At 54.7% G+C, this 20,289-nt stretch carries 20 protein-coding genes; 3 read left to right on the top strand and 17 right to left on the bottom strand.

All coding sequences use genetic code 11. The features are described 5' to 3' along the window. Positions 1–15 precede the first annotated feature (15 nt). The 5 genes from lpdA to VFO10_RS03385 all read right to left on the bottom strand — a co-directional run bounded on the left by lpdA (position 16) and on the right by VFO10_RS03385 (position 4,743). Positions 16–1,419 (bottom strand): dihydrolipoyl dehydrogenase, encoded by a 1,404-nt coding sequence (lpdA, locus tag VFO10_RS03405; protein ID WP_325137276.1) that lies wholly within the window; start codon positions 1,417–1,419, stop codon positions 16–18. A gap of 5 nt (positions 1,420–1,424) precedes the next feature. Next, the gene (gene odhB / locus VFO10_RS03400; RefSeq protein WP_325137275.1) at positions 1,425–2,672 is read right to left on the bottom strand and encodes a 2-oxoglutarate dehydrogenase complex dihydrolipoyllysine-residue succinyltransferase; all 1,248 of its coding nucleotides are present in this window, start codon (positions 2,670–2,672) and stop codon (positions 1,425–1,427) included. A 238-nt stretch (positions 2,673–2,910) separates the two neighbouring features. Then, complete coding sequence (locus tag VFO10_RS03395) at positions 2,911–3,738, bottom strand: hypothetical protein (protein ID WP_325137274.1); 828 nt, start codon at positions 3,736–3,738, stop codon at positions 2,911–2,913. A 9-nt stretch (positions 3,739–3,747) separates the two neighbouring features. Further along, the gene (locus VFO10_RS03390; RefSeq protein ID WP_325137273.1) at positions 3,748–4,092 is read right to left on the bottom strand and encodes a hypothetical protein; all 345 of its coding nucleotides are present in this window, start codon (positions 4,090–4,092) and stop codon (positions 3,748–3,750) included. 141 nt (positions 4,093–4,233) lie between these two features. Further along, the gene (locus tag VFO10_RS03385; RefSeq protein WP_325137272.1) at positions 4,234–4,743 is read right to left on the bottom strand and encodes a polymer-forming cytoskeletal protein; all 510 of its coding nucleotides are present in this window, start codon (positions 4,741–4,743) and stop codon (positions 4,234–4,236) included. 77 nt (positions 4,744–4,820) lie between these two features. Between VFO10_RS03385 and VFO10_RS03380 the strand changes: the two genes are divergently transcribed. Then, a complete protein-coding gene (locus VFO10_RS03380) occupies positions 4,821–5,528 on the top strand; it encodes a hypothetical protein (protein ID WP_325137271.1) in 708 nt (235 codons plus the stop codon). Between the two features lie 79 nt (positions 5,529–5,607). Here the strand turns inward: VFO10_RS03380 and VFO10_RS03375 are convergent, their stop codons facing one another. From VFO10_RS03375 to VFO10_RS03345, 7 genes are all read right to left on the bottom strand, one after another. Next, entirely contained in the window at positions 5,608–5,928 is a 321-nt protein-coding gene (locus tag VFO10_RS03375; RefSeq protein WP_325137270.1) for a hypothetical protein, read from the bottom strand. Positions 5,929–6,014: 86 nt separating this feature from the next. After that, positions 6,015–6,407 (bottom strand): 30S ribosomal protein S9, encoded by a 393-nt coding sequence (gene rpsI / locus VFO10_RS03370; protein WP_325137269.1) that lies wholly within the window; start codon positions 6,405–6,407, stop codon positions 6,015–6,017. A gap of 13 nt (positions 6,408–6,420) precedes the next feature. Beyond that, positions 6,421–6,861: a 50S ribosomal protein L13 gene (gene rplM, locus VFO10_RS03365; protein WP_325137268.1), complete on the bottom strand. Its 441-nt coding sequence runs from the start codon at positions 6,859–6,861 to the stop codon at positions 6,421–6,423. Between the two features lie 191 nt (positions 6,862–7,052). After that, positions 7,053–8,438, bottom strand: coding sequence for an asparagine--tRNA ligase (gene asnS / locus VFO10_RS03360; RefSeq protein ID WP_325137267.1), 1,386 nt, complete (start codon positions 8,436–8,438; stop codon positions 7,053–7,055). Positions 8,439–8,473: 35 nt separating this feature from the next. Continuing rightward, positions 8,474–9,754 (bottom strand): glycosyltransferase family 1 protein, encoded by a 1,281-nt coding sequence (locus VFO10_RS03355; RefSeq protein ID WP_325137266.1) that lies wholly within the window; start codon positions 9,752–9,754, stop codon positions 8,474–8,476. A gap of 2 nt (positions 9,755–9,756) precedes the next feature. Further along, the gene (locus tag VFO10_RS03350; protein ID WP_325137265.1) at positions 9,757–10,938 is read right to left on the bottom strand and encodes a glycosyltransferase family 1 protein; all 1,182 of its coding nucleotides are present in this window, start codon (positions 10,936–10,938) and stop codon (positions 9,757–9,759) included. Positions 10,939–11,106: 168 nt separating this feature from the next. After that, a complete protein-coding gene (locus tag VFO10_RS03345; protein WP_325137264.1) occupies positions 11,107–11,775 on the bottom strand; it encodes a hypothetical protein in 669 nt (222 codons plus the stop codon). A gap of 156 nt (positions 11,776–11,931) precedes the next feature. Here VFO10_RS03345 and VFO10_RS03340 point away from each other — a divergent pair, with 156 nt between their 5' ends. After that, positions 11,932–12,714, top strand: a complete 783-nt coding sequence (locus VFO10_RS03340) for a glycerophosphodiester phosphodiesterase (RefSeq protein ID WP_325137263.1) — start codon at positions 11,932–11,934, stop codon at positions 12,712–12,714. Continuing rightward, positions 12,662–13,585: an alpha/beta hydrolase gene (locus VFO10_RS03335; RefSeq protein ID WP_325137262.1), complete on the top strand. Its 924-nt coding sequence runs from the start codon at positions 12,662–12,664 to the stop codon at positions 13,583–13,585. The genes VFO10_RS03340 and VFO10_RS03335 overlap by 53 nt, the downstream gene beginning before the upstream one ends. On the opposite strand, the gene VFO10_RS03330 is transcribed toward VFO10_RS03335, so the two are convergent. The 5 genes from VFO10_RS03330 to VFO10_RS03310 form a co-directional block, all read right to left on the bottom strand. Continuing rightward, positions 13,539–14,531, bottom strand: a complete 993-nt coding sequence (locus VFO10_RS03330; RefSeq protein ID WP_325137261.1) for a nitronate monooxygenase — start codon at positions 14,529–14,531, stop codon at positions 13,539–13,541. The two genes, VFO10_RS03335 and VFO10_RS03330, sit on opposite strands and share 47 nt — an antisense overlap. A gap of 60 nt (positions 14,532–14,591) precedes the next feature. After that, complete coding sequence (locus VFO10_RS03325) at positions 14,592–15,971, bottom strand: L-serine ammonia-lyase (RefSeq protein ID WP_325137260.1); 1,380 nt, start codon at positions 15,969–15,971, stop codon at positions 14,592–14,594. Between the two features lie 144 nt (positions 15,972–16,115). Beyond that, complete coding sequence (locus tag VFO10_RS03320; RefSeq protein WP_325137259.1) at positions 16,116–17,114, bottom strand: class I SAM-dependent methyltransferase; 999 nt, start codon at positions 17,112–17,114, stop codon at positions 16,116–16,118. Between the two features lie 221 nt (positions 17,115–17,335). Then, positions 17,336–19,105 (bottom strand): glycoside hydrolase family 5 protein, encoded by a 1,770-nt coding sequence (locus VFO10_RS03315; RefSeq protein ID WP_325137258.1) that lies wholly within the window; start codon positions 19,103–19,105, stop codon positions 17,336–17,338. 105 nt (positions 19,106–19,210) lie between these two features. Next, positions 19,211–20,245, bottom strand: coding sequence for an aldo/keto reductase (locus tag VFO10_RS03310; RefSeq protein ID WP_325137257.1), 1,035 nt, complete (start codon positions 20,243–20,245; stop codon positions 19,211–19,213). Between the last annotated feature and the right edge of the window lie 44 nt (positions 20,246–20,289).

Here is a 20,289-nt window from a genome sequence, read left to right as displayed (position 1 = left end):
TAGGTGGATGACCCGTTAACTATGTAATGATCTCTTGTCCACAGCCAACGCTGCTTCTTTAATGACTTCCGCCAGGGTCGGGTGCGCGTGCACCGAACGGGCCACATCTTCTGCGCTGGCCGAGTATTCGAAGGCAATCGCCAGCTCGCCAATCAATTCAGAAGCAAAAGGACCGACGATATGCGCGCCGAGCAAACGATCGGTTTTCTTATCGGCAATCAGCTTCACGAAGCCTTCGGTTTCGCCATAGGCCATGGCGCGACCATTCGGAGCGAAGGGGAATTTACCGATATTCACTTCCAGGCCTTTGGCCTGCGCATCCTGCTCGCTGATGCCGATCGCCGCGACTTCCGGCCAGGTGTAGACCACGTTCGGAATCGCTTCGTAATTCATATGTCCAGGCTTGCCCGCGATCATTTCCGCACAGGCGACGCCTTCCTCTTCGGCTTTATGGGCCAGCATGGGGCCATCGATCACATCACCGATCGCATAGATACCGGGAACGCCGGTACCGTAGTGGCCATCGGTCTTGATCTTGCCGTTTTTCTCGGGCGTGATGCCGACTTTATCGAGGCCGAGGTTTTTAGTGAACGCGCGGCGGCCCACGGCGACCAGAACCTTGTCGCAGTCGATGCTCACGACCTCGCCGCCTTTATCGGCGACGACGGTAAGCTTCTTGCCGCTTTTCTTCAGCTCGGTGAAGCGGGTCTTTTCATGGAATTCCATGCCTTCCGCGCCGAGCGTTTTTTTCATGGTGCGGATCACATCCTTGTCCATCATCGGCAGGATGGTTTCCGCGGCTTCGATCACCGTGACTTTCGCACCGAGACGAGCCCAAACGCTGCCCATTTCGAGACCGATGACGCCGCCGCCGATCACCACGAGGTGCTCGGGCACGGCTTCAAGGGCAAGCGCGCCGGTCGAGCTGAGCACCTGCTTTTCGTCGAAAGGCGCGATCGGAATTTCGATTGGTTCCGAGCCGGTTGCGATGATGGTGTATTTCGTCTGAAGGGTTTGCTCACCGCCTTCATTCAAAGCCACCTTGATCGTGTTTTTGTCGACGAAGGAACCGAAGCCCTTCACGTAGGTGATCTTGTTCTTCTTCATCAGGAATTCAACGCCCGTGGTCAGCTTCTTGACGATGCCTTCCTTGCGCTTCATCATGACGCCAAGGTCAAAGCCCACTTTTTCCACGACGACGCCGTGGTCTTTGAGCTTATGCTTCGCGTGCGAATAATTTTCACTCGACTGCAGGAGCGCCTTGCTCGGAATGCAGCCGACGTTGAGGCATGTTCCGCCCAGGGTCCCACGGCTTTCGATCACCGCGGATTTCAGTCCCAACTGCGCCGCGCGGATGGCGGCTACATAACCCGCCACACCACCACCGATCACCACCAAATCAAATTGAGTTTCCGCCATAGCCCTTATACTCCAAGCAGCAAACGTGCTGGGTCTTCAATGTTTTCTTTGATCTTCACCAGGAACCCGACTGCTTCCTTGCCGTCCACGATACGGTGATCGTAGGACATCGCAAGGTACATCATGGGCCTTGCCACGATCTGACCGTTCACCACCACCGGACGCTCTTCGATCTTGTGCATGCCAAGGATCGCGCTTTGCGGTGGGTTCAGAATAGGCGTCGAAAGCAAGCTGCCGAAGGTTCCACCATTGGAAATGGTAAAGGTACCGCCGGTCAGATCATCGAGCGAGATCTTGCCATCGCGGCCTTTTTTCGCGTACTCGGCAATCGCGCCTTCAATCTGAGCGAAGCTCAGCTTATCGACGTCTCTTACCACAGGAACCATGAGACCACGATCAGTCGAGACCGCGACGCCGATATCGTAATAATCGTGGTAAACGATATCCGTTCCATCCACGTAACCGTTGATGGCGGGGAATTGTTTTAAGGCCTGAACAGCCGCTTTCACGAAAAAGCTCATGAAACCAAGGCCAACGCCGTGCGTTTCCTTGAAAGGATCCTTATAACGCTTGCGCAGCTCCATGATCGCGCTCATGTCCACTTCGTTGAATGTGGTGAGCATGGCCGCTGTGTGCTGAGCTTCCACGAGGCGCTCTGCAATGCGCTGGCGCAGACGGGTCATCTTCTCACGACGCTCCGTGCGTGCTCCGCTTGGAGCTGCTGCTGCCGGAGCTGGGGCCTTGGGCGCTGCAGCGGGAGCGGCAGAAGGCACAGGAGGCTTGGGACTCTCAAGATGAGCCACCATATCATCCTTGGTGACGCGACCACCGCGGCCACTGCCGGGGATGCCCGAGGTATCAATTTGATGCTCAGCGGCCATACGGGCGACGGCTGGGCTTTGCGGACGTGGATCAGTTCCCGCTGCGGCTTTGGCTGCAGGAGGTGGTGGCACTGCAGGTGCAGAAGGTTTGGCTGCAGCGGCCGGTGCGGCTGGGGCGCTGGCGGCCGGAGCTTTCGCAGCGGTATCTATGGAAGCGAGAACTTCACCGACGGCAATCGTTTCGCCTTCGTTCTTTTGAATGGTCAAAGTCCCTTCAGCTTCGGCAACGATTTCGACAGTGGCCTTATCGGTCTCGACTTCCACCAAAACCTCGTCACGCTTGACGAATTCGCCGGTCTTTTTGCGCCATTTATAGACCTGTCCTTCTTGGACGGATTCTCCTACGACCGGAAAACGGACCTCAAATGCCATATCGTCTCCCTACATGCTTGGGTATTGGGCGGCAGTTGTTCGCCATATATCTAAAAGTTGGCTTGAGCAGACCCTGCCAGCAGAATGAAATAGCAACTATAAGCCAAACAAAAAAGCCAAAACAGACAGACCCGTCCGCTTTCTATATTACCGCGATCCCGCCCATCTGAAATCGGCAGTTCCTGCCGGAGGCTGCCGCGACCGACAGGGTGGCCACTCATGCATAAGAGCGAGCTCATCACTCGGGTTTTTGATAATTCTCAAGGATCTTGCTGAGAACGCCGCGGTGGTAGTCGGGCCGAAGATTCTGCGTATCCTCTTCGAGAATATACAGTTCGACTCTGTGTTCGCTGGCGGCCAAAGAATTGCGAAATTGGGTGGCTTGATCGGAGCGGATTTGGGAGTTTTGGCCGCCATGATAAAGATATATCACTTTAGGCAGGCCACTCAGATCCCAAGCTGCTGAACGCTTTTCAGCGAAGTTCGGGTCACTGCTGCCCGGCATGGCTTTGACACGAGCCACGAAGTCCTGATCGGCGCTGTCTTTCATGGCCAGCTCCATATCATAAATGCCGTTGCCGATGATCAGAATCTTCCAGGGGTACTGGCGTGCAAGGCGCAGAGCCATGACACTCCCCTCGCCCGTCGACCAAAGGCCTTCCAACCGGCGATCCTCTTTCTGCAGAAAGTCCACGGTTTCCTTGACCTGATTCAGCGAGGCATCGTCGCCCAGGGTTTCCGTTTCCGGTCGATTGATGGCAATGACATTGAGCCCATGATTCAGGAAAGCCAGGGCTGCCGGGGTTTTACAGACTTCTTCCTTGCTCCAGCTCTTCGGTCCGGGATTCAGCAAAACCATGGAAGGTGCCGCTGTGCTTTGGGTGCAGGTGAACCAGCTGATCTTGCCACCCTTCACAGCCTGCTGACCCTGGGCCTGGACATACTTCGGAAGACCGTCCTGGCCGGTAATGGGATCGACGACGACCTTATCCGAAAATACGGCTTCGTTACTGGCACAGGCCATGAAATGCAGGGAACCAAAGAGCGCGAGAAGATGAAGTCGCATGCGGCATCCTTAATTCGGGTTCTCATAGAACACATAATTCGTGGCGAAATCGCTAATTTCGAAATAAACCTTCTTTTCGTCCTCGTCGGCGACCAGGTTGAAATTCTTGTCCATTACGCCATAGCCAAAGCGATAGGCACGGGATTCGCCCTGAATGCCCTGGCCTGTTGCCGTTGCCGTGGTTAATTTATCAATATTTATGAAGCGATACATCACTTTCCCGTCGCTGATGATATCCAAAACGCCGTTGGTACCGGTCCAGTTCTGAACGCTCCGGGAAATTTTATTCTGAAATTCCTGAGTACATCCGCTGAAGCTGAGTGCGAGCACGCTTAAAGTCACAAGCCTTTTCATGGCATCCTTCCACCACAATGCAAAACCAAAGACCTTGAAGGGTCATAGTCCGATAATGCCGAGGGGAAGGTTTCGCGTCCAGAAAATACCGAAATCCAGGCTTCCGTGGGAAGCCTGGAAAAACCGGGTTGCCGTGTATGATCAAAGATTGGCGTTAATTTCGGGACCGTTCATGCTCATATCGACTTTGGACAGTTCTTCAGGGCGAATCGTGCCACCCAAAACTGGCGTCGAGTAGGCTGTATGATCATGATTGGCCTGGCGATCCATAATGCGGTTCGGATCCATGGTCGTGCGGCCGTTGAACTGGGCACCTTCCTGGACAACCAAAACCGGGGTGATGATGTCACCTTCGAAAACACAGGTCGGGCTCAACTCGACTTTGCCGTGTGCTTCGACTGTTCCACGCAGATGACCCTGAATGACGATGTCTTCAGCTTTCACTTCCGCGGAAATGATGGCTTCCTCTTCGATGATCAAAAGACCTTCAGAGACGATTTCACCATCGACTTTGCCGCCGATGCGCGTGGCGCCTTTGCAGTAAAGCTTGCCCGAGAAGTGACAGCCGCTGGTGATGATAGTCACCGCATAGTCTTTCGGATGATCCTTTTTCCCAGGGCCAGTGCCCCCTTTTTTCTGCGGATTGAACACGGCTGAGTCTCCTATTCAGTTTCCATCGAGACTTGTTCATAATAGCAAAGAAGAATTCCCAGCAATGAGAGAAAAAAATGCCGAGTTTCCTTCACCAGCCGAGTTATGAAGATTTTCCTCTGCGCCTCTCTCAAGGCCTTTGGCAGCACCAGAGTCGCTGGGAGCCTACAGATTTCGACTATTTCGTGAGGGAGAGGCAGTCCTGTCCTCAGCAAATATTCGCAAGACCGAAACTCTATCGCCACCGCCGTCGCAAGAATCCGACCTTGGATGCATGCTGGATTTATAAAGCCGAGGAAAATGGTCCTCCGCTTGGCTGGGCGGAGCTGCAGTCATTTCCCAGCAAGCATTATGGAAAGGGCTTTGTCTTTTTCTCACTGGATGGAACCGGCGACGAACGCGGGCAGGAAGCTTTGGTTTCCTTGACCAGCCTCATTTTCACGTTAAGCCGGAACGATCATCTGCATCTTATTCCCGCGCATCCTGATCGCGCTCTGCTGGACGCCCTGTCCCACTACACGGGTACTTTGGAAACTCTGCATAGCCTCCCCCTACACGCCTGGCATCCCCGCTCTGGGCCTCTCATCAGCTTTTACAGCCTCGAAGTCGACCGCAGCAGCTGGCGCAACTGTGTGGCTCTGCAGGAGGCCATGCGTTCGATGAAGCACATTGAGATGCGGATGGAGCGTCTGGAGCGGCTCGATCAGAGTAAGCCTAAAAAACGGAAGAAAAGGCCGTTTCTGGTGCGGCTGTTCAAGCCGAAGGTGGATGATTCGCTATTTTGAAGAGGCAGGGGCGGGGCAACAAAAAAGCCAGCGCAGACCATAACGTCTCGCCGGCTTTAATGGATTGCTGGATTTTCTATCAGGCCTGAGCTTCCGGTACTTCGAAAGCTGAGCCATCCTTTGGGTACCACTTAAGCAGGGTCTCAATCATTTCGTGAGCCTGTTTTGCGCTCGAAATGTTGAATTTACTCTGCTGGCGATAGACCCCGTTACGCTTCTGGTAACGACGTATGGAAACTTTGGGTGGTCCATAAGCGTCAGTATTTTTATCCAATTCCTGGTAGAGGAACATGATGGTGGTCCAGCTACCGCGAGTCAGGATATTTTTATCCAACTGCTTGACGACAACCTTATCGTCTTCTGTGTACTCAATATCTATAGCGTCAATGGTTTCAGCCATAAGAGCACGGTCCTTCGCGCAAGAGCAACGGCGCTAAGCATCGCTTGAGCGCCGAAACGAAACCCACAAAACTCGAACGGCCAAAATCAGCGTTTCGAGAACTGGAAGCGTGCACGTGCCGACTTAAGACCGTACATTTTACGTTCCTTCTTCCGCGAATCGCGAGTGATCAGGCCTTGAGCCTTCAGCACCTTGCGGTATTCGGGATCCATGTCGGACAGAGCCTTGCTCAGAGCGTGACGGATGGCACCGGCTTGACCGGAAAGGCCGCCACCCATAACGTTCACGAGAATATCCCACTTGCCTACGTTGCCCGTGAGTTCGAGTGGTTGACGAACAACCATCTTCGAAGTGGCGCGCAGGTAGTAATCTTCGATGTCGCGCTTGTTGATCGTGATCTTGCCTTTGCCTGGTTTCAGGTAAACGCGAGCGATCGATGTCTTACGCTTGCCAACAGCATGAATAGCTTTCGTTGCCATGGTCGGTCCTTCCTTACTTCACAAGTCGAGCGGGAGCAGCAACGGGCTTCTGAGCCTCGTGAGGATGCTCATTGCCAGCGTAGATTTTCACGTTATGGAAAACCTTGCGACCGAGTTTGTTGTGGGGCAGCATGCCGCGCACAGCGTGCTCAAGAACGCGCTCTGGTTTGTTTGCGAGCAAATCCTTGGCCACGACAGCCTTAATACCGCCAACGTAACTGGAGTGGTGGTAATAGAATTTGTTTTCGAGTTTGCGGCCTGTGAACACGGCTTTGGAGGCATTCACCACCACGACATTGTCACCGTTGTCCAAGTGAGGGACGAAGCTTGCCTTGTGCTTTCCACGCAGAATGTATGCGATTTGGGAAGCCAATCGGCCGACTGACTGACCGGTAGCGTCGATCAGAACCCACTGCTTTTTGATATCAGAGGGTTTAATGCTCGTGGTCTTCATGGAATAATACTCTCCAGTTTGTCCAGCAATACCAATAATACTCGTATCGTTAAGCTGCCAACCGGAGACTGTGTATCCTATGGCAGCTCTTGCTCATGAGCTATCGCCCCACAAGGCGATCCTTATAGAGGCACGGACTATATCTGATAACCTCAATTCAGGTCAAGATCTTGTTCTTCACCCGGTCGCGGTCAAAACGCAACACCCTGCGGGAAACGCGGGAAGGGAATCACATCCCGAATGTTGGCCATACCTGTGACATACTGCACAAGGCGTTCAAAGCCAAGGCCAAATCCTGCGTGAGGACAACCGCCATAACGGCGCAGATCAAGATACCAAGCCAGATCATCTGGGTTGATATGCACATCTTTCATTCTCTGCGTCAGAACGTCGATGCGATCTTCACGCTGTGAACCACCGATGATCTCGCCAATCCGCGGGACCAAAACATCCATCGCAGCAACCGTCTTATTGTCGCGGTTAAGGCGCATGTAGAAGGCTTTGAAATCCTTGGGATAATCCGTCACAATCACAGGCTTTTGGAAGACCGTGTCCGTCAAATAGCGCTCGTGTTCGGTTTGAAGGTCGATGCCCCAGGACACGGGATATTCAAATTGAACCTTGGCCGCGGTCAATTCCTTGATAGCGTCAGTATAGCTGATACGACCAAAGGCCTGCTCACTCAGGCTCGCAATCATTTCGGGCGTCATATTTTTATAGTGCTGACCCAGGAAACCCAGTTCTTCTGGACAGCGGCGCACGATCTCGCGGAAGAGGAAGCGCAAAAATTCCTCAGCCAGGACCATGTCATCCTGAAGGTCTGCAAAGGCCATCTCCGGCTCGACCATCCAGAACTCGGCCAGGTGGCGCGTGGTGTTGGAGTTTTCCGCCCGGAAAGTGGGACCGAAGGTGTAGATGTCACCAAGGCCAAGGGCCATGGCCTCGCCGTTGAGCTGACCCGAAACCGTCAGGTTGGCCCTTTTGCCAAAAAAGTCCTGCTTGAAATCAATCTCGCCCTTGGCATCACGCGGCAGCTTGTTCGGATCCAGGGTCGTAACCTGGAACATCTCGCCCGCGCCTTCGCAGTCGGACGCGGTAATGATAGGTGTATGGGCCCACTGGAAGCCATGGCTTTGAAAGAATTCATGGATAAGGAAGGCCAGCTGATTACGCACCCGATAAACGGCACCGAAGGTATTCGTGCGGCCGCGCAGGTGGGCGATGTCGCGCAGGAACTCCAGGGTATGGCCTTTCTTCTGCAGAGGATAATCCTCGGGGCAGCTGCCATAGACTTCGAGCTTGTCGACATGAACTTCCCAGTCCTGGCCCTTGCCTTCTGATTTTTTCAGAACGCCGTCCACGCGAATCGCAGCGCCGGTGCTGACTTCTTCGAGCTTGCCGAAGCTTGGATTATTGGCGTCAACCACAAGCTGCAGATCGCGCTGGCTGGATCCATCGTTCACGACGACGAAAGCCACGTTTTTGGAAACCCGCTTGGAACGAACCCAGGCGCGAACTGTAACGGATTGTCCGTCACGACCTTGCTGCAGAATATGTTTGACTCGTTCACGTAGCACGCTCGTATTCCTTCCCTCTGGTGTCCAAGGTTGAGTCATAGTTGTGCAGTCCCTCGTGGGTGCAGGACGGGAGGGTTCATGATTGGACCCTGACTGCGTAGCCGGGGACGCTCGATGGGAAGCTCGGACGACTGCTTGATGTAACGCTCTTCCCTTTTGATCATCTGCTGCCACTTTTCAAAAGGCATGCAGGCATCACCACGACCTTGACCCGTTTCGCAGTAAACTTCGTAATATACTGCCAGCACATTTCTGGCAACTCTGTACCAGTTGAACTTCTTCACCTGCTCGAAACCGCGGCGGCGCATTTCCTCACGCAGGCGACGGTCGCGAATGACACGAGCCAGAGTTCCAGCCAGTTGAGCACAGTCATATGGACTAACCATAAGAGCGGCATCCCCGACGACTTCCGGCAGCGAGCTGGTGTTGGACGTCACCACAGGCGCGCCGCTCGCCATCGCTTCCAGGGGCGGCAGGCCAAAACCCTCGTAAAGGCTGGGATACGCCACGACCAAAGCGTTGCGATAGTATTGCTTCAGCTCGTCATCACTGACGAAGCCCTTGAACACGACATCGTTATGAAACTGCTTGATTTGCAGGCGTACGGCCGCAAACAGCGGACTCTCACCGCCGATCAGGATCAATTTCGTCTTCAGATCGGGGTTATCCGTCCTCAGCTGCTCATAGGCTTCGATCAGCGTCGCAATATTTTTCCGTGGCTCAAGCGATCCCACGTAAAGAATGTAATCGCCTTCCTCTTCGATGCGACGATCGGCAACCGGCTCCGAGCCAAAGGTTTGATCGACAGCCCAATAGATGAGCCGCACCTTGCTGGCATCGACCTGATAGAACTGAAGAAGGTCATTGCGCGAATTGTTGCTGTTCGTGATCACCCGCGACGCGCGCTTGGCCAGACGCGGGATGGCGACGTTATAAGCTGTGTGGAAGAGATAGCTGTACCACTGGGGATTCACGACGAAGCAAAGATCGTGAATGTGGACGATGGACGCGCCTCGATAGAAAAGCGGCGCCATGTTCGCTGGTGAATGCAGAATATCCACCTCGTGCTTGCGGGCCAGGCGCGGCAGCACGAACTGCTCCCAAAGGTGATTGCGCAGGTTCTCACCGACCTTCAGCCGGCTCGTGACCAGCTTCACGTTGGGATAATTCCATTCCTTCGCCTGCTCCTCGCCGGTGAAGAGAATGTATTCATTTTCCCGATCAATCTCGAAGAGGGTTTTAATCAAATTATACGCAGCCCGTTGAACGCCGGTTCGCTTGGCCACCAAAAAACGCCCGTTAATACCTATGCGCACTCTTAACCTCGCTCGCGTCCAGAATCATTCCGCAGGGGGCCAGTCGATGCCAGCGCGGTTACTGCTGGATCCGAGCTATCAGACAATGGCTGCCGTTCACAGAGTTCGTAGACCTTCAATGTTTTATCGATCATTTGATCCCAGGAAAAACGCCGGGAGTGAACCAAACCCTTGTGGTGCAGGATGTCGCGCAGGCCGCGATCATAAACGCCCTGCTCCAGGGCTGCGGCGATAGCCTTATAGTCGAAGGGATTGGCAAAGATGGCATTGTCACCGACCACCTCGGGCAGACTCGACGAACGCGCGACCACGACTGGCGTCCCACAGGCCAGAGCCTCGAGCGGCGGCAGGCCGAAACCCTCGTAAGTGGAAGGATAGACAAACAAATCCGTCAGGGAATACACGGCCGGAAGGTGGCATTCCTCGATGAACTTGGAAAAATAGATCAGATGCTTTTTGCCGTAATTCTCGGCGATTTTTATCAAATTGGCGTCCGTGGGACTGGCCAGGACCAGCGGCACATCCACGTTGGAATAGCAGTAGGCGCGCACCAATTGATGCACGTTCTTATGCGGTTTATTGTTGGAGACGCAGAGGATGAAACGTTCGGGAAGCCCATAGATATCGCGGACATACTCCAGATACTCACGATCCATGATCGGCCGATAATCTTCCGAGACCCCGTTATAAGTCACAAAGATTTTCGAAGGATCCAGGTTCAGGGTGCGAACGATTTCCTTCTTGCTGAACTTGCTCACCGTCAGGATAAAACGCGAGCGCTTGATGCTGCGACGCACCACAAGCTGGTAATACATCTGATGAAATAAGGTATAAAACTGCGGCAGAACCATATGATTCAGGTCGTGAATGGTCATCACCATCGAACAGGGCACGAAGATCGGCGCCACGAACGATGGGGCATGGAAGAGGTCAATCCGCAGCTGGCTCAAAAGCTTCGGCAATTCCCGCTGCTCGCTCAGACTGATCCAGGGCGCCTGGGCTGGCACCAGCTCCATATGCTCCGGCCACTCTTCCGAAAAAAGCGGAGAATCGCGGTTGACGAAAATAAAAAACCGATGCCGTGAGGGACCAATTTTCAAACCATTCAAAAGCTGAAAAACATAGCGCGCGATGCCATGCATGCTGCCCTGTTTGATCATACGGGCATCAATCGCAATCCGCACGTTTTCCTCCTCAACGCTGACTCGAACGCTTCACTTTCTCAGCCAATGGACAAAAGTCTAGCGAGCCCTTGAATTAAAGACCAGCAACAAATGGAAAAGCACAGGGGGACCGCGACGAATCACGGTCCCCCTGGGAGGAATCTAGTTCAGATTGGCAGTGATTATCTCTTAGAAAGCCAGGCCGAGTTCAATACCGGGCTCCAAATGACTCATCATGCGGCGTTGGAGCGAGGTCAGATCCTCGGGAGTCGTGGTCACTGTGCCGTTTTCGGCTTTGTCTTTCATTGTGCTTTGGAAGTGGCGCAGGCCGATATAAGCGCCGACCGAGAAGGGAATCGACTCCGCCACGTAACGATAGCCGGTGCGCACGGTGCCTGTGGGGCCCGCGCCCTCCAGGGAGTGACGAACCTTGCCATCCGCATTCAGGCTGGCGCCCTGGATATCCTGATTGGCGGTCGGCGTCTGATCCCAGTAGCCCTGCACCTGGCGATAGCCGAGGCCCACGGTCCAATAGCCGCCCGACAGCGACTTGGGCTTGCTGTACTGCGAGTAAAGGAATGACACCTGCGAGGCCTTCATCATCAAAGAGTCGCCGTTTTTCTCTTCGATTTCCTTGTCGGAATACATTTCGCTCTCGCCCATCATGTTCAGCTCAATGCCCAAAGAGCCGTTGCCACGCAGGTTCCACTCGGCTTTGGTCACCGATTCCCCGCCGAAGGCGATGATAGGAAGACTTAAATTCATGGTTTTGTAATTGCCACCCATATCAGCGGCCTGGGCTGCCGATGAAACCATAAAAATGGCCAAACATAGTTTCCAGCCAGCGTGCTTGCGCATGGGAAGACTCCTTGGAAAACGAAAGAGGGATCGACTCACTGTTATTGTACAATCCCGCCGGGGAAACGGAAAGACACCCGGCAAACAGCGTTGAGTTTGCGGCAAAATCGCGCTAGGCTTGGAAGATTGATAAAGTTCTGGAGGGTTACGATCCCGATGAAAGTCATAGCACACCGCGGCGCCTGCACAGAAGCCCTGGAAAACAGTTGGGATGCTTTCCGCAAGGCCGTGGATGGTCAGGCCCATCGCATCGAACTCGATGTGCACCTGACGCGCGACGGCCACCTTGCGATCGTGCACGATGAAAGCCTCGAACGCACGGCGGGCGTCAACAAGCTGATCGCGGACATGACCCGTTCGGAAGTCGAACGCACGGTGAAGCTGACCAATGGCGAGCCTTTGCCTTTTTTGGATGATGTCTTCACCGAGCTTCTGCCGAAGATCGAATTCAACGTCGAAGTGAAAAGCCCAGGCCACGCGACAGTCGAGGCTTTGGCGGCTTTGATCCATAAGCAGAGCCTTGCGGGCAAGGTGATCGTGTCGGCTTTTATGGAACCCACTGTCGCATCTTTTTCCCGGGATCATCCAGAAATTCGCATCGCTTTCCTCTGGGACAAAAGCCTTTGGTGGCCCATGGCCTTTCAATTGGGCCCGAAGAGTTTCATGAAGAAAAACGCCGTTCGCATTTTTCATCCCGATGCCGCGCTCGTGACCCCAGGCATGGTCCGGCAGATCAAACTCGAAGGCTGGGAAATTTATCCCTACATCGGCCTGCGTCGGGAGACCAACCGCGAGCAGCTCTGGTCCTATCTCATGACCGTCGGCGTTGATGGTCTTTGCACCAACTATCCGCGCGAGATGCAGCTCTGGCTGCAGGAGGCTCTGGATGACTCCAACCGTTTCAGCAGCTCTGGACAACTGGCACATAGCAAACCTTGATTCCCCGGTTGATGGCATCCCCATTCGCTTTGCGGTTCTGCGGCCGAAAAAAAAGGCGACGCAGGCTGTCTTGATTTTAAATGGCCGTAGCGAATGGATCGAAAAATATACCGACATTCCCGACTGGATGAACCTCGGTGATGATACGCTTTGGGTGACCCTGGATCATCGCGGCCAGGGCGCATCGGGTGGACCGCGCGCTTATGTGGCGAGTTATGAAGACTATGCGCTGGATGCGGCGGCGGTCATGGAGGCCGTGGCCGAGGATTTGCCCTATGCGATTGTCAGCCACTCGATGGGCGGTTTGATCGCCCTCTATGGAACTCTGCATGGTCAGCTGCAGCCGCGGGTTTTGGGTTTAAGCTCTCCGCTTCTCGCAATGCCGAATTCACCTTTGCCCAAAAATATCGCGAAGCCTTTGGCCCGGATCATCGCGAAAACGCGCTATGCGCAGCAGCCGACCGGCGCGGGAACCGAGAAAAGGCGGGATTTTTCCGGCAATCCTTTGACTCGTTCCTTGCCGGGATTTCAGCGCGTCTGCCACGCGCCCTATCCCTATGTGTCTCCAACCTTTGGTTGGGTGGAGGCCACCTTTGCCGCCTGCGATGCGATTTTGGAAGTGGATCGGATTAAAACTCTGAAGGCCCCGGTTCGCATTATCGGCGGAAGCCAGGAGCGCGTGATCGATCCGAGCGGCTGGTCGAGCTGGTGCATGCAGGCGGGTCAGGCCACGCGCACACCGATCGAATTTCATCGGGTGAGCGGTGGTCGTCATGAACTTTTGAACGAGATTCCTCGCATTCGGCAGCAGGCTGTGAACCTTCTCAGGACCTGGCTGCTGCGGCATCTTCCGCAACCAGATTCTGAATGATCTCGGCCACCGGCTGGATTTCCTTGATACCGGCGACGCTTTTTCCGGCCTGGAAAAATTCCTTGTAGGACGCGCCTTGCTGAAGGCTCTGCTTGAGCTGCCACACCGAGCGCAGGCTATAGAACATGCGGGCCCAGTGTTTGGTGCGGGCGTTGTTCAGAAGGAAATTTTCAATCCCGCTCATCTGCGAGCCGCGTTTTTTCATATAGCCCGTGTTGATGACTGCGACCGGGACGCCGGTCAGTTTTTTGGTGAGGATGATGTCCTCTTCCTTCGCCGCGAGGATCGCCTGCTTATAATCATCATGGGCCGTGCATTCCTTCGAAGCGATAAACCGGGTACCGAGCTGAACGCCCTGATAACCAAGGCTCAGGGCTTTGCGATACTGGGTTTTATCGCCGATGCCACCGGCGCAGATCAGGGGCACGCCGAAGGCTTTCAGATCCTGGAAAAGTTTTTCCGGCGTTTGATTGCCTGCGTGACCACCGGCGCGATTGTTCACACAGATCAGTCCATGCACGCCGGCGTCGATGGCTTTTTGGGCCCAGGATTTTTCCGTGACATCATGAAAGACTTTCGCCCCAGTGCCTTCCACGCGTTTGACGACCCACGAGGGATTGCCGAGCGCCGTGATAAAAAACCGCACACCTTCTTCAAGGGCGATATCCAGCCACTGCTGGTTTTTTTCCAGATATTTCTGGGATGATTTTTCGATCAGAAGATTGAGGCCGATCGGATTGGGGGTCAGGCTCCTGATATAGCGAAGGCCCTCGCGGAACTGATGCTTATGCACATAAGTCAGGGAAATAGGCTGCACGATGCCAATGCCGCCTGCTGCGGAAACAGCAGCCACCAGCTCGGGGTTGCTGCATGGATACATGGCCCCGCCGATGATGGGATGTTTGATGCCAAGCATTTGAGTAAACGAGGGTGTTGCCGAGGACATGAAGCCTTCCTTTCCGTAGTGACGATGCGAGAAGCTGCGATTTTTTTACCAAGGCCCAGGTCAACACTCAATCACATTCACCGCAAGCCCGCCGCGCGACGTCTCTTTATACTTCGTCTTCATATCCGCCCCGGTGTCCCGCATGGTTTTGATCACCGAATCAAGCGACACCTGATGCGTACCCTCTCGTTTCATAGCAATACGGCTGGCGTTGATGGCCTTGATAGCCCCCATAGCGTTGCGTTCGATACAGGGAATCTGAACCAGTCCACCGACCGGATCACAGGTCAGACCCAGGTTATGCTCCATGCCGATTTCAGCAGCTTCCTCGATCTGGGACGAACGCCCTTCCAAAGCCGCCACCAGCCCGCCCGCGGCCATGCTGCAGGCGACGCCGACTTCACCCTGGCAGCCGACTTCCGCCCCGGAAATCGAGGCGTTTTCTGCATAAAGAATCCCAATCGCCGATGCCGTCAGCAGAAAGCGATACACGCCGTCCTGATCCGCGCCGGGACAGAATTCCTCGTAATAGCGCAGCACCGCGGGAATAATACCGGCCGCGCCGTTGGTCGGCGCCGTGACAACGCGGGAACCAGCGGCGTTCTCTTCATTCACAGCCAGCGCGTAAAGGTTCACCCAATCCAGAATCGAAAGTGGATCTTTCAGGGCTTTCTGGGGATTCTGGGTGAGGTCCTTATAAAAATCCGGCGCACGTCGCTTCACTTTCAAACTTCCCGGAAGAACGCCGGTATTGTGACAGCCACGATCTATGCATTCCTTCATCGTGGTCCAGATGCGGTCGAGCCCCGCCCGAATTTCCGCTTCACTGCGCCAGGCCTTTTCATTTTCAAACATGATCTGGGCAATGCTCAGATTCTGCGCGCTGCTGATCTCCAAAAGCGCAGCCGCCGTTTTAAAAGGATATTTCAGCTCGGTCGTATCCTTCTTCAGCCTGTCCTCTTTCGCAGTATCCTCGTTCACCACAAAGCCGCCGCCGATCGAATAGTACACGCGGCTATGCAGTTCCTTATAATCGGCGTCATAGGCGATGAAACGCATGCCATTGGAATGCAGAGGCAGAACTTTTTTGCGAAAGAAAATGATGTGCTTTTTGGGATCAAACTCGATCGGCCGCTGCCCTTTTAGAAAGAGCCGGAAATCCCGTTTGATCGTGGCCAATTTCTCGTCAATGGTTTCCGGGTCCACCTGATCCGGCAGCTCCCCCGAAAGGCCGAGCATGATGGCTTTATCCGTGCCGTGGCCGACGCCCGTCAAAGCCAAAGAGCCATAGAGCTCACAGGTCACCGTGGCGACCTGATCGAAGACGCCTTTTTCCTCAAGGCCCATCAAAAAACGGTGTCCGGCACGCATAGGGCCGACCGTATGCGAACTGGACGGACCGATGCCGATTTTAAATAAGTCAAAGGTACTGATTGCCATGAATCCCCTCACAAGACCCGATACATCGAGTGTACCTGAGACCTACAGAAATGTAAGAGGAGCGGCAAGAAAGAAGCAGGGGAAGCCGGAAGTCAGGGTCAAAGAGGTCGCGATCCGGGGCGCGCATGAACGCCCCGCGCCGACTCAGTCCACACCGAATTCCTTCTTCATCCCATCCCCGGATGGCATGAGGCGGGTTTCCAGCTGAACGCGCAGCAGCCTTTCATAGTCTTCACGACGGAACACCGCAAAGCGCACGAAAAGTTTATCATCCTTTTGGGGATGCAGCGGCGGCTGGAGCATGAACACGGTTTGACCCCAATGCGTGGCACCTTCGGCATCCGGCGCGGTATCCAGTTCGATCGGATGATCGACAGGATTTTCCGGCGAACCGCGGAAAGACACATCAAACCATCCACAGATGGCTTCGATGGGGTTATGCCCTTTAAGCGTGATCTGACCTTCACCCGACACACCGGCTTTGAGTTCGTCGATGGTGATGCGATGCAGATCAAGCGTGGTCGATGCCAGGGGCTCACCCAGCACCTGATCAGGATGCACATCGGCCCACTCACCACCGCCCAGATAATTCTGCTTTTGTTCCGCGATGTAAGGGTGCGTTAGCACATCCATGTCGATGTTATAGAGATTTTTCATATCGAGCAGGAACCATTCCCAATGTTCTATCACGCGATCGAAGGATTCCTTGCGCTCGGCGCTTTCCTGAGCCTTGATCGGAGCCCAGAATAGCCGGGCATGAGACGGGTACATGGCGCCGCCGGGCTTCAAAAAGCGATCGCGGGCGACGAGCACGGAGTCGAGCATGGTCTCGCGCAAAAGAAGGTAACCCATCCATTCGCTGACGATAATATCGACTTTTTCGGGAAGTTCGACCGTCTCCATCGTGCCCTGAATCACAGTCACGATGTTATCGAGCTGATTGGCTTTGACAAGATTCCGGGCATGCTCCGCCATGGATGTCGCTTCCACAGCATAGACCTTGCGCGCCCCGGCCCGGGCGGCAAACATGGCCAGAATCCCGGATCCGGTTCCCACATCGAGCACGACTTTGCCTTCAAACTGTCGGCGATTGTCGACGATGGCACGATAGTAGGCGGTGGTCCGCTTGTGATCCTCCAGCATGGATCTCTGGTGGGAAATGAAAGAATAGGATCGGAAATAACGAATAAAGTCCTGTCCGTCCGGACTTTGGCCTTGCAAACACTTATCGGAACCGCTCATTGACTTTAACCCAAGGTATAGTGACACAGGGCAAACCGGGAATCCTATATGAGGCGAGTTGGGGCTTTTTTTCAAGGTAAAAAAAGGAGCCTGCGCGCACGAGGCCCCTTGATCGTCACAATTTAAAGGGCGCAGCAGAGGAGGGCCTGAACCTTGCCGCCCTTGTGCGCATAGCCAGCCAGGTAGTCCTGATCCCCGCACTGACCTTTATGGGAGTAATCAGCCCAATCTCCCCCACGTCCACTGAGCCGCTGATCACCCTGGCTGAAATCCACTGTACGACAGCTTGTGCTCAAATCCCGATTGGCACTGGCACAGAGGAGTCCACTCGCCTTGCCTTTATCCTGAGCATAGCCCACGGCAAAATAATTCAATGGGCATTCGAACTTGGTGGAACCAGGGGCCCAATCGGAAATTCCATGCGGGCGCGCGCCGGTTTCCTGCCAGGCTTCGACATGATACTGCGCAGCTGTCATGGAAGGATCCTGCGGTTTTTCATGCGAGCAGAGCAGTCGATGATCCTGACTCAGGCCCACGATCCTTTCCCCGCTGGGACATGAACCCTTGCGCGTATAAGGCAGCCAGTCACCCGCCCCTGCAAGGTTTTCATCGCGATCGCTCACAGCCAGGCGGCTCAAGCGATTCACAGGAAGGCTCGGCTGCGCGCCCTCGGATGCGATCAAGCGCGAAAGTTCCGCATAACGCCAATCATCGGTCAAATTCCGGGCGTAGTCCTCGCTGACAAGGCCATAGCCTTCATGATTGAAGGGCCAGTAAGCAAAATCGAGATCCTTATCAATCATGTACCGCACGAGTTCCGAAAACCAGGCGCGCGTCGCCGGATCGCCTTCATTCGCCGAGGCTCCGAATTCACTGACCCAGACCGGGGCGGTAAAATACTGATCCGCATTCAGCACGTAACCGAATTCACGATCCAGAGTGTCCCGCAGCGTTTGTGCATCCATTTGCCCGTAACGGGTTTTGCCCGGCGAGGTCTTGTCATCACCTGTATGATTCGGACCTGTGAAGGAATAATTGTGCGCGGCATAGACAAGCTTATGGGGAACGATCAGATTCACAGGGCGCCCCTGAACAGGCTGAAGATGCGGGCGCTCGCCAGATCCCAAAAGGGGAATCGTGCCGGTCCAGTTGATGCCTTCGACTATGATCAAAAGATCGGGATTGACGGCCAAAATACGATTGCCGGCATCCGCTGCCGCTAAAGCCCAGTCATTGCCATCGCCTTTGCCCCAGTTGGGAAAGACGGGGATCACTGTATTGCGCCACTTCCCTGTGCGCACTTCATTGCGGAGATCGGCACCGACCACCCACTTGTTATTTTTATAGCGTGCGGCCAGCATCAGCCAGTCCTGAACCCACTGCTCTGAGGATTGGCTATACGTGCCGGCTCCTTCATTGTGCCAAAGGCCGTTGCTATCAAAATTGCAGCACCATTCCGAACTTGTGGAATGATTATTCAGAATCACAGCGATACCGTTATCGGTAAAGGCCTGTACCACCGCATCCATGATCTGCAGGGGATTTTGCCCACGAAACTGAGGGTTGGCCGCCACGGCTTCATCCGGCACGGGCCTTGTCTCATGCAGCATCTGATTGGAAAAAGGCAGACGAACTGAATTGAATCCCCAGGCCTTGTAAAGCCCGATCATCGACGCCAGGGGCTGACGATCGAGGCCCTTGAGCACCTGGCTGTCGAGGTGAAAACCGTACCAGTTGGCGGAACGCAGTTTGAAGCGGGCGCCCTGACTATCGACGACATAGCGCCCGGCGGTACTCAGTGGCAAACGGGGACTTTCTGCAGCCTGGGCCAGGCCGGCCCAGAGTGCGATGCCGGAAACACAGCGCATAAACCAGCGGTATGCTGTTCGCATTCTTCAACTCCCTTGTGCAACGCATAATTTTCCCAAGGTTTAGCAGGCTGCGAGCACAAGAGCAAGTTGAGGAATGGCGAATTTCAAGCTGGAGACGGCGCTCAGCTATTCCTTGATCGGCGCGCTTGCGCGGTACTGACCCTGAAAGGCGATCATCCATCCGGGATACTCCGGCGGCAATTGGCTCACTTCATTCAAAGCCTTGAGATCCTCGTCTGTGAATCGCAGACGGGTGGCACTTAAATTATCCTCAAGCTGCGGCATGGTCCGCGCTCCGATGATCACGGTGCTGACCACGGGCTGATGAAGCAGCCAGGCAATGGCGACCTGAGCCACCGACGCCTGATGCCTTTCAGCGATCGGGCGCATGACGTCGACGCAGCGAAAAGCCCGTGCTTTATCGACTATGGGGAAATCAAAGGAGGTACGCCGCGCGCCCTCGGGCCCCTGTCCATCGGCCTTGTATTTTCCGCTCAAAAGTCCGCCGGCCAAGGGACTCCAGACCATCACACCGAGTTTCTGATCCTGAACCAGCGGAATCACTTCACGCTCCAGATCACGGCCGGCGATCGTGTAGTAAGCCTGAACAGTTTGAAAACGCGCCCAACCCCTTTGATCCGAAATCGCCAGCGCCTTCATGATTTGCCAGGCAGCCATATTGGAAAGACCGATGTAGCGAACCTTGCCCGAACGCACCAGATCATTGAGAGTGGACAGCGCCTCCTCGAGCGGCGTCAGAGGATCAAAACCGTGCAGCTGATAAAGATCGATGTGATCGAGCTGCATCCTTTTCAAGCTGGCGTCGATTTCATTCATCAGGTGATAGCGTGATTGCCCACGGCCGTTCGGCAATTCGTTCATAATGCCTGTCGCCTTGGTTGCAATCACCAGCTGATCCCGCGGCAGTCCCAGATTGCGAATGGCCTGACCTGTGATCGTTTCGCTGATACCCATGGAATAGACATTGGCGGTATCTATAAAATTAACACCGGCATCAAAGGCCTTTTTCAGCTGAGCCGCGGCATCCTCAAGCTGCAGTTTACCCATCCGCTCCCAATGTCCCGCGCCGCCAAAAGTCATCGTGCCGAGACAGAGTTCAGAAACATAAAGACCAGTCTGGCCCAGTAGTTTGTAACGCATACACACTCCTTCTAGTTCGGCGTGCTCACCTCTGGGCAAAAGCT

Origin of the sequence: Oligoflexus sp. (assembly GCF_035712445.1) — a bacterium.
Classification (GTDB): Bacteria; Bdellovibrionota_B; Oligoflexia; order Oligoflexales; family Oligoflexaceae; genus Oligoflexus.
This window is presented reverse-complemented; position numbering and strand designations above follow the sequence as displayed.

Coding starts and splice junctions, on each gene's coding strand:
- VFO10_RS03340 (WP_325137263.1), top strand. CDS start 11,932: ATGAAAGTCATAGCACACCGCGGCGCCTGCACAGAAGCCCTGGAAAAC.
- odhB (WP_325137275.1), bottom strand. CDS start 2,672: ATGGCATTTGAGGTCCGTTTTCCGGTCGTAGGAGAATCCGTCCAAGAA.
- VFO10_RS03375 (WP_325137270.1), bottom strand. CDS start 5,928: ATGGCTGAAACCATTGACGCTATAGATATTGAGTACACAGAAGACGAT.
- VFO10_RS03330 (WP_325137261.1), bottom strand. CDS start 14,531: ATGTCCTCGGCAACACCCTCGTTTACTCAAATGCTTGGCATCAAACAT.
- VFO10_RS03325 (WP_325137260.1), bottom strand. CDS start 15,971: ATGGCAATCAGTACCTTTGACTTATTTAAAATCGGCATCGGTCCGTCC.
- VFO10_RS03345 (WP_325137264.1), bottom strand. CDS start 11,775: ATGCGCAAGCACGCTGGCTGGAAACTATGTTTGGCCATTTTTATGGTT.
- VFO10_RS03310 (WP_325137257.1), bottom strand. CDS start 20,245: ATGCGTTACAAACTACTGGGCCAGACTGGTCTTTATGTTTCTGAACTC.
- VFO10_RS03395 (WP_325137274.1), bottom strand. CDS start 3,738: ATGCGACTTCATCTTCTCGCGCTCTTTGGTTCCCTGCATTTCATGGCC.
- rplM (WP_325137268.1), bottom strand. CDS start 6,861: ATGAAGACCACGAGCATTAAACCCTCTGATATCAAAAAGCAGTGGGTT.
- VFO10_RS03315 (WP_325137258.1), bottom strand. CDS start 19,105: ATGCGAACAGCATACCGCTGGTTTATGCGCTGTGTTTCCGGCATCGCA.
- VFO10_RS03390 (WP_325137273.1), bottom strand. CDS start 4,092: ATGAAAAGGCTTGTGACTTTAAGCGTGCTCGCACTCAGCTTCAGCGGA.
- VFO10_RS03320 (WP_325137259.1), bottom strand. CDS start 17,114: ATGCTGGAGGATCACAAGCGGACCACCGCCTACTATCGTGCCATCGTC.
- rpsI (WP_325137269.1), bottom strand. CDS start 6,407: ATGGCAACGAAAGCTATTCATGCTGTTGGCAAGCGTAAGACATCGATC.
- VFO10_RS03335 (WP_325137262.1), top strand. CDS start 12,662: ATGACTCCAACCGTTTCAGCAGCTCTGGACAACTGGCACATAGCAAAC.
- VFO10_RS03380 (WP_325137271.1), top strand. CDS start 4,821: ATGCCGAGTTTCCTTCACCAGCCGAGTTATGAAGATTTTCCTCTGCGC.
- lpdA (WP_325137276.1), bottom strand. CDS start 1,419: ATGGCGGAAACTCAATTTGATTTGGTGGTGATCGGTGGTGGTGTGGCG.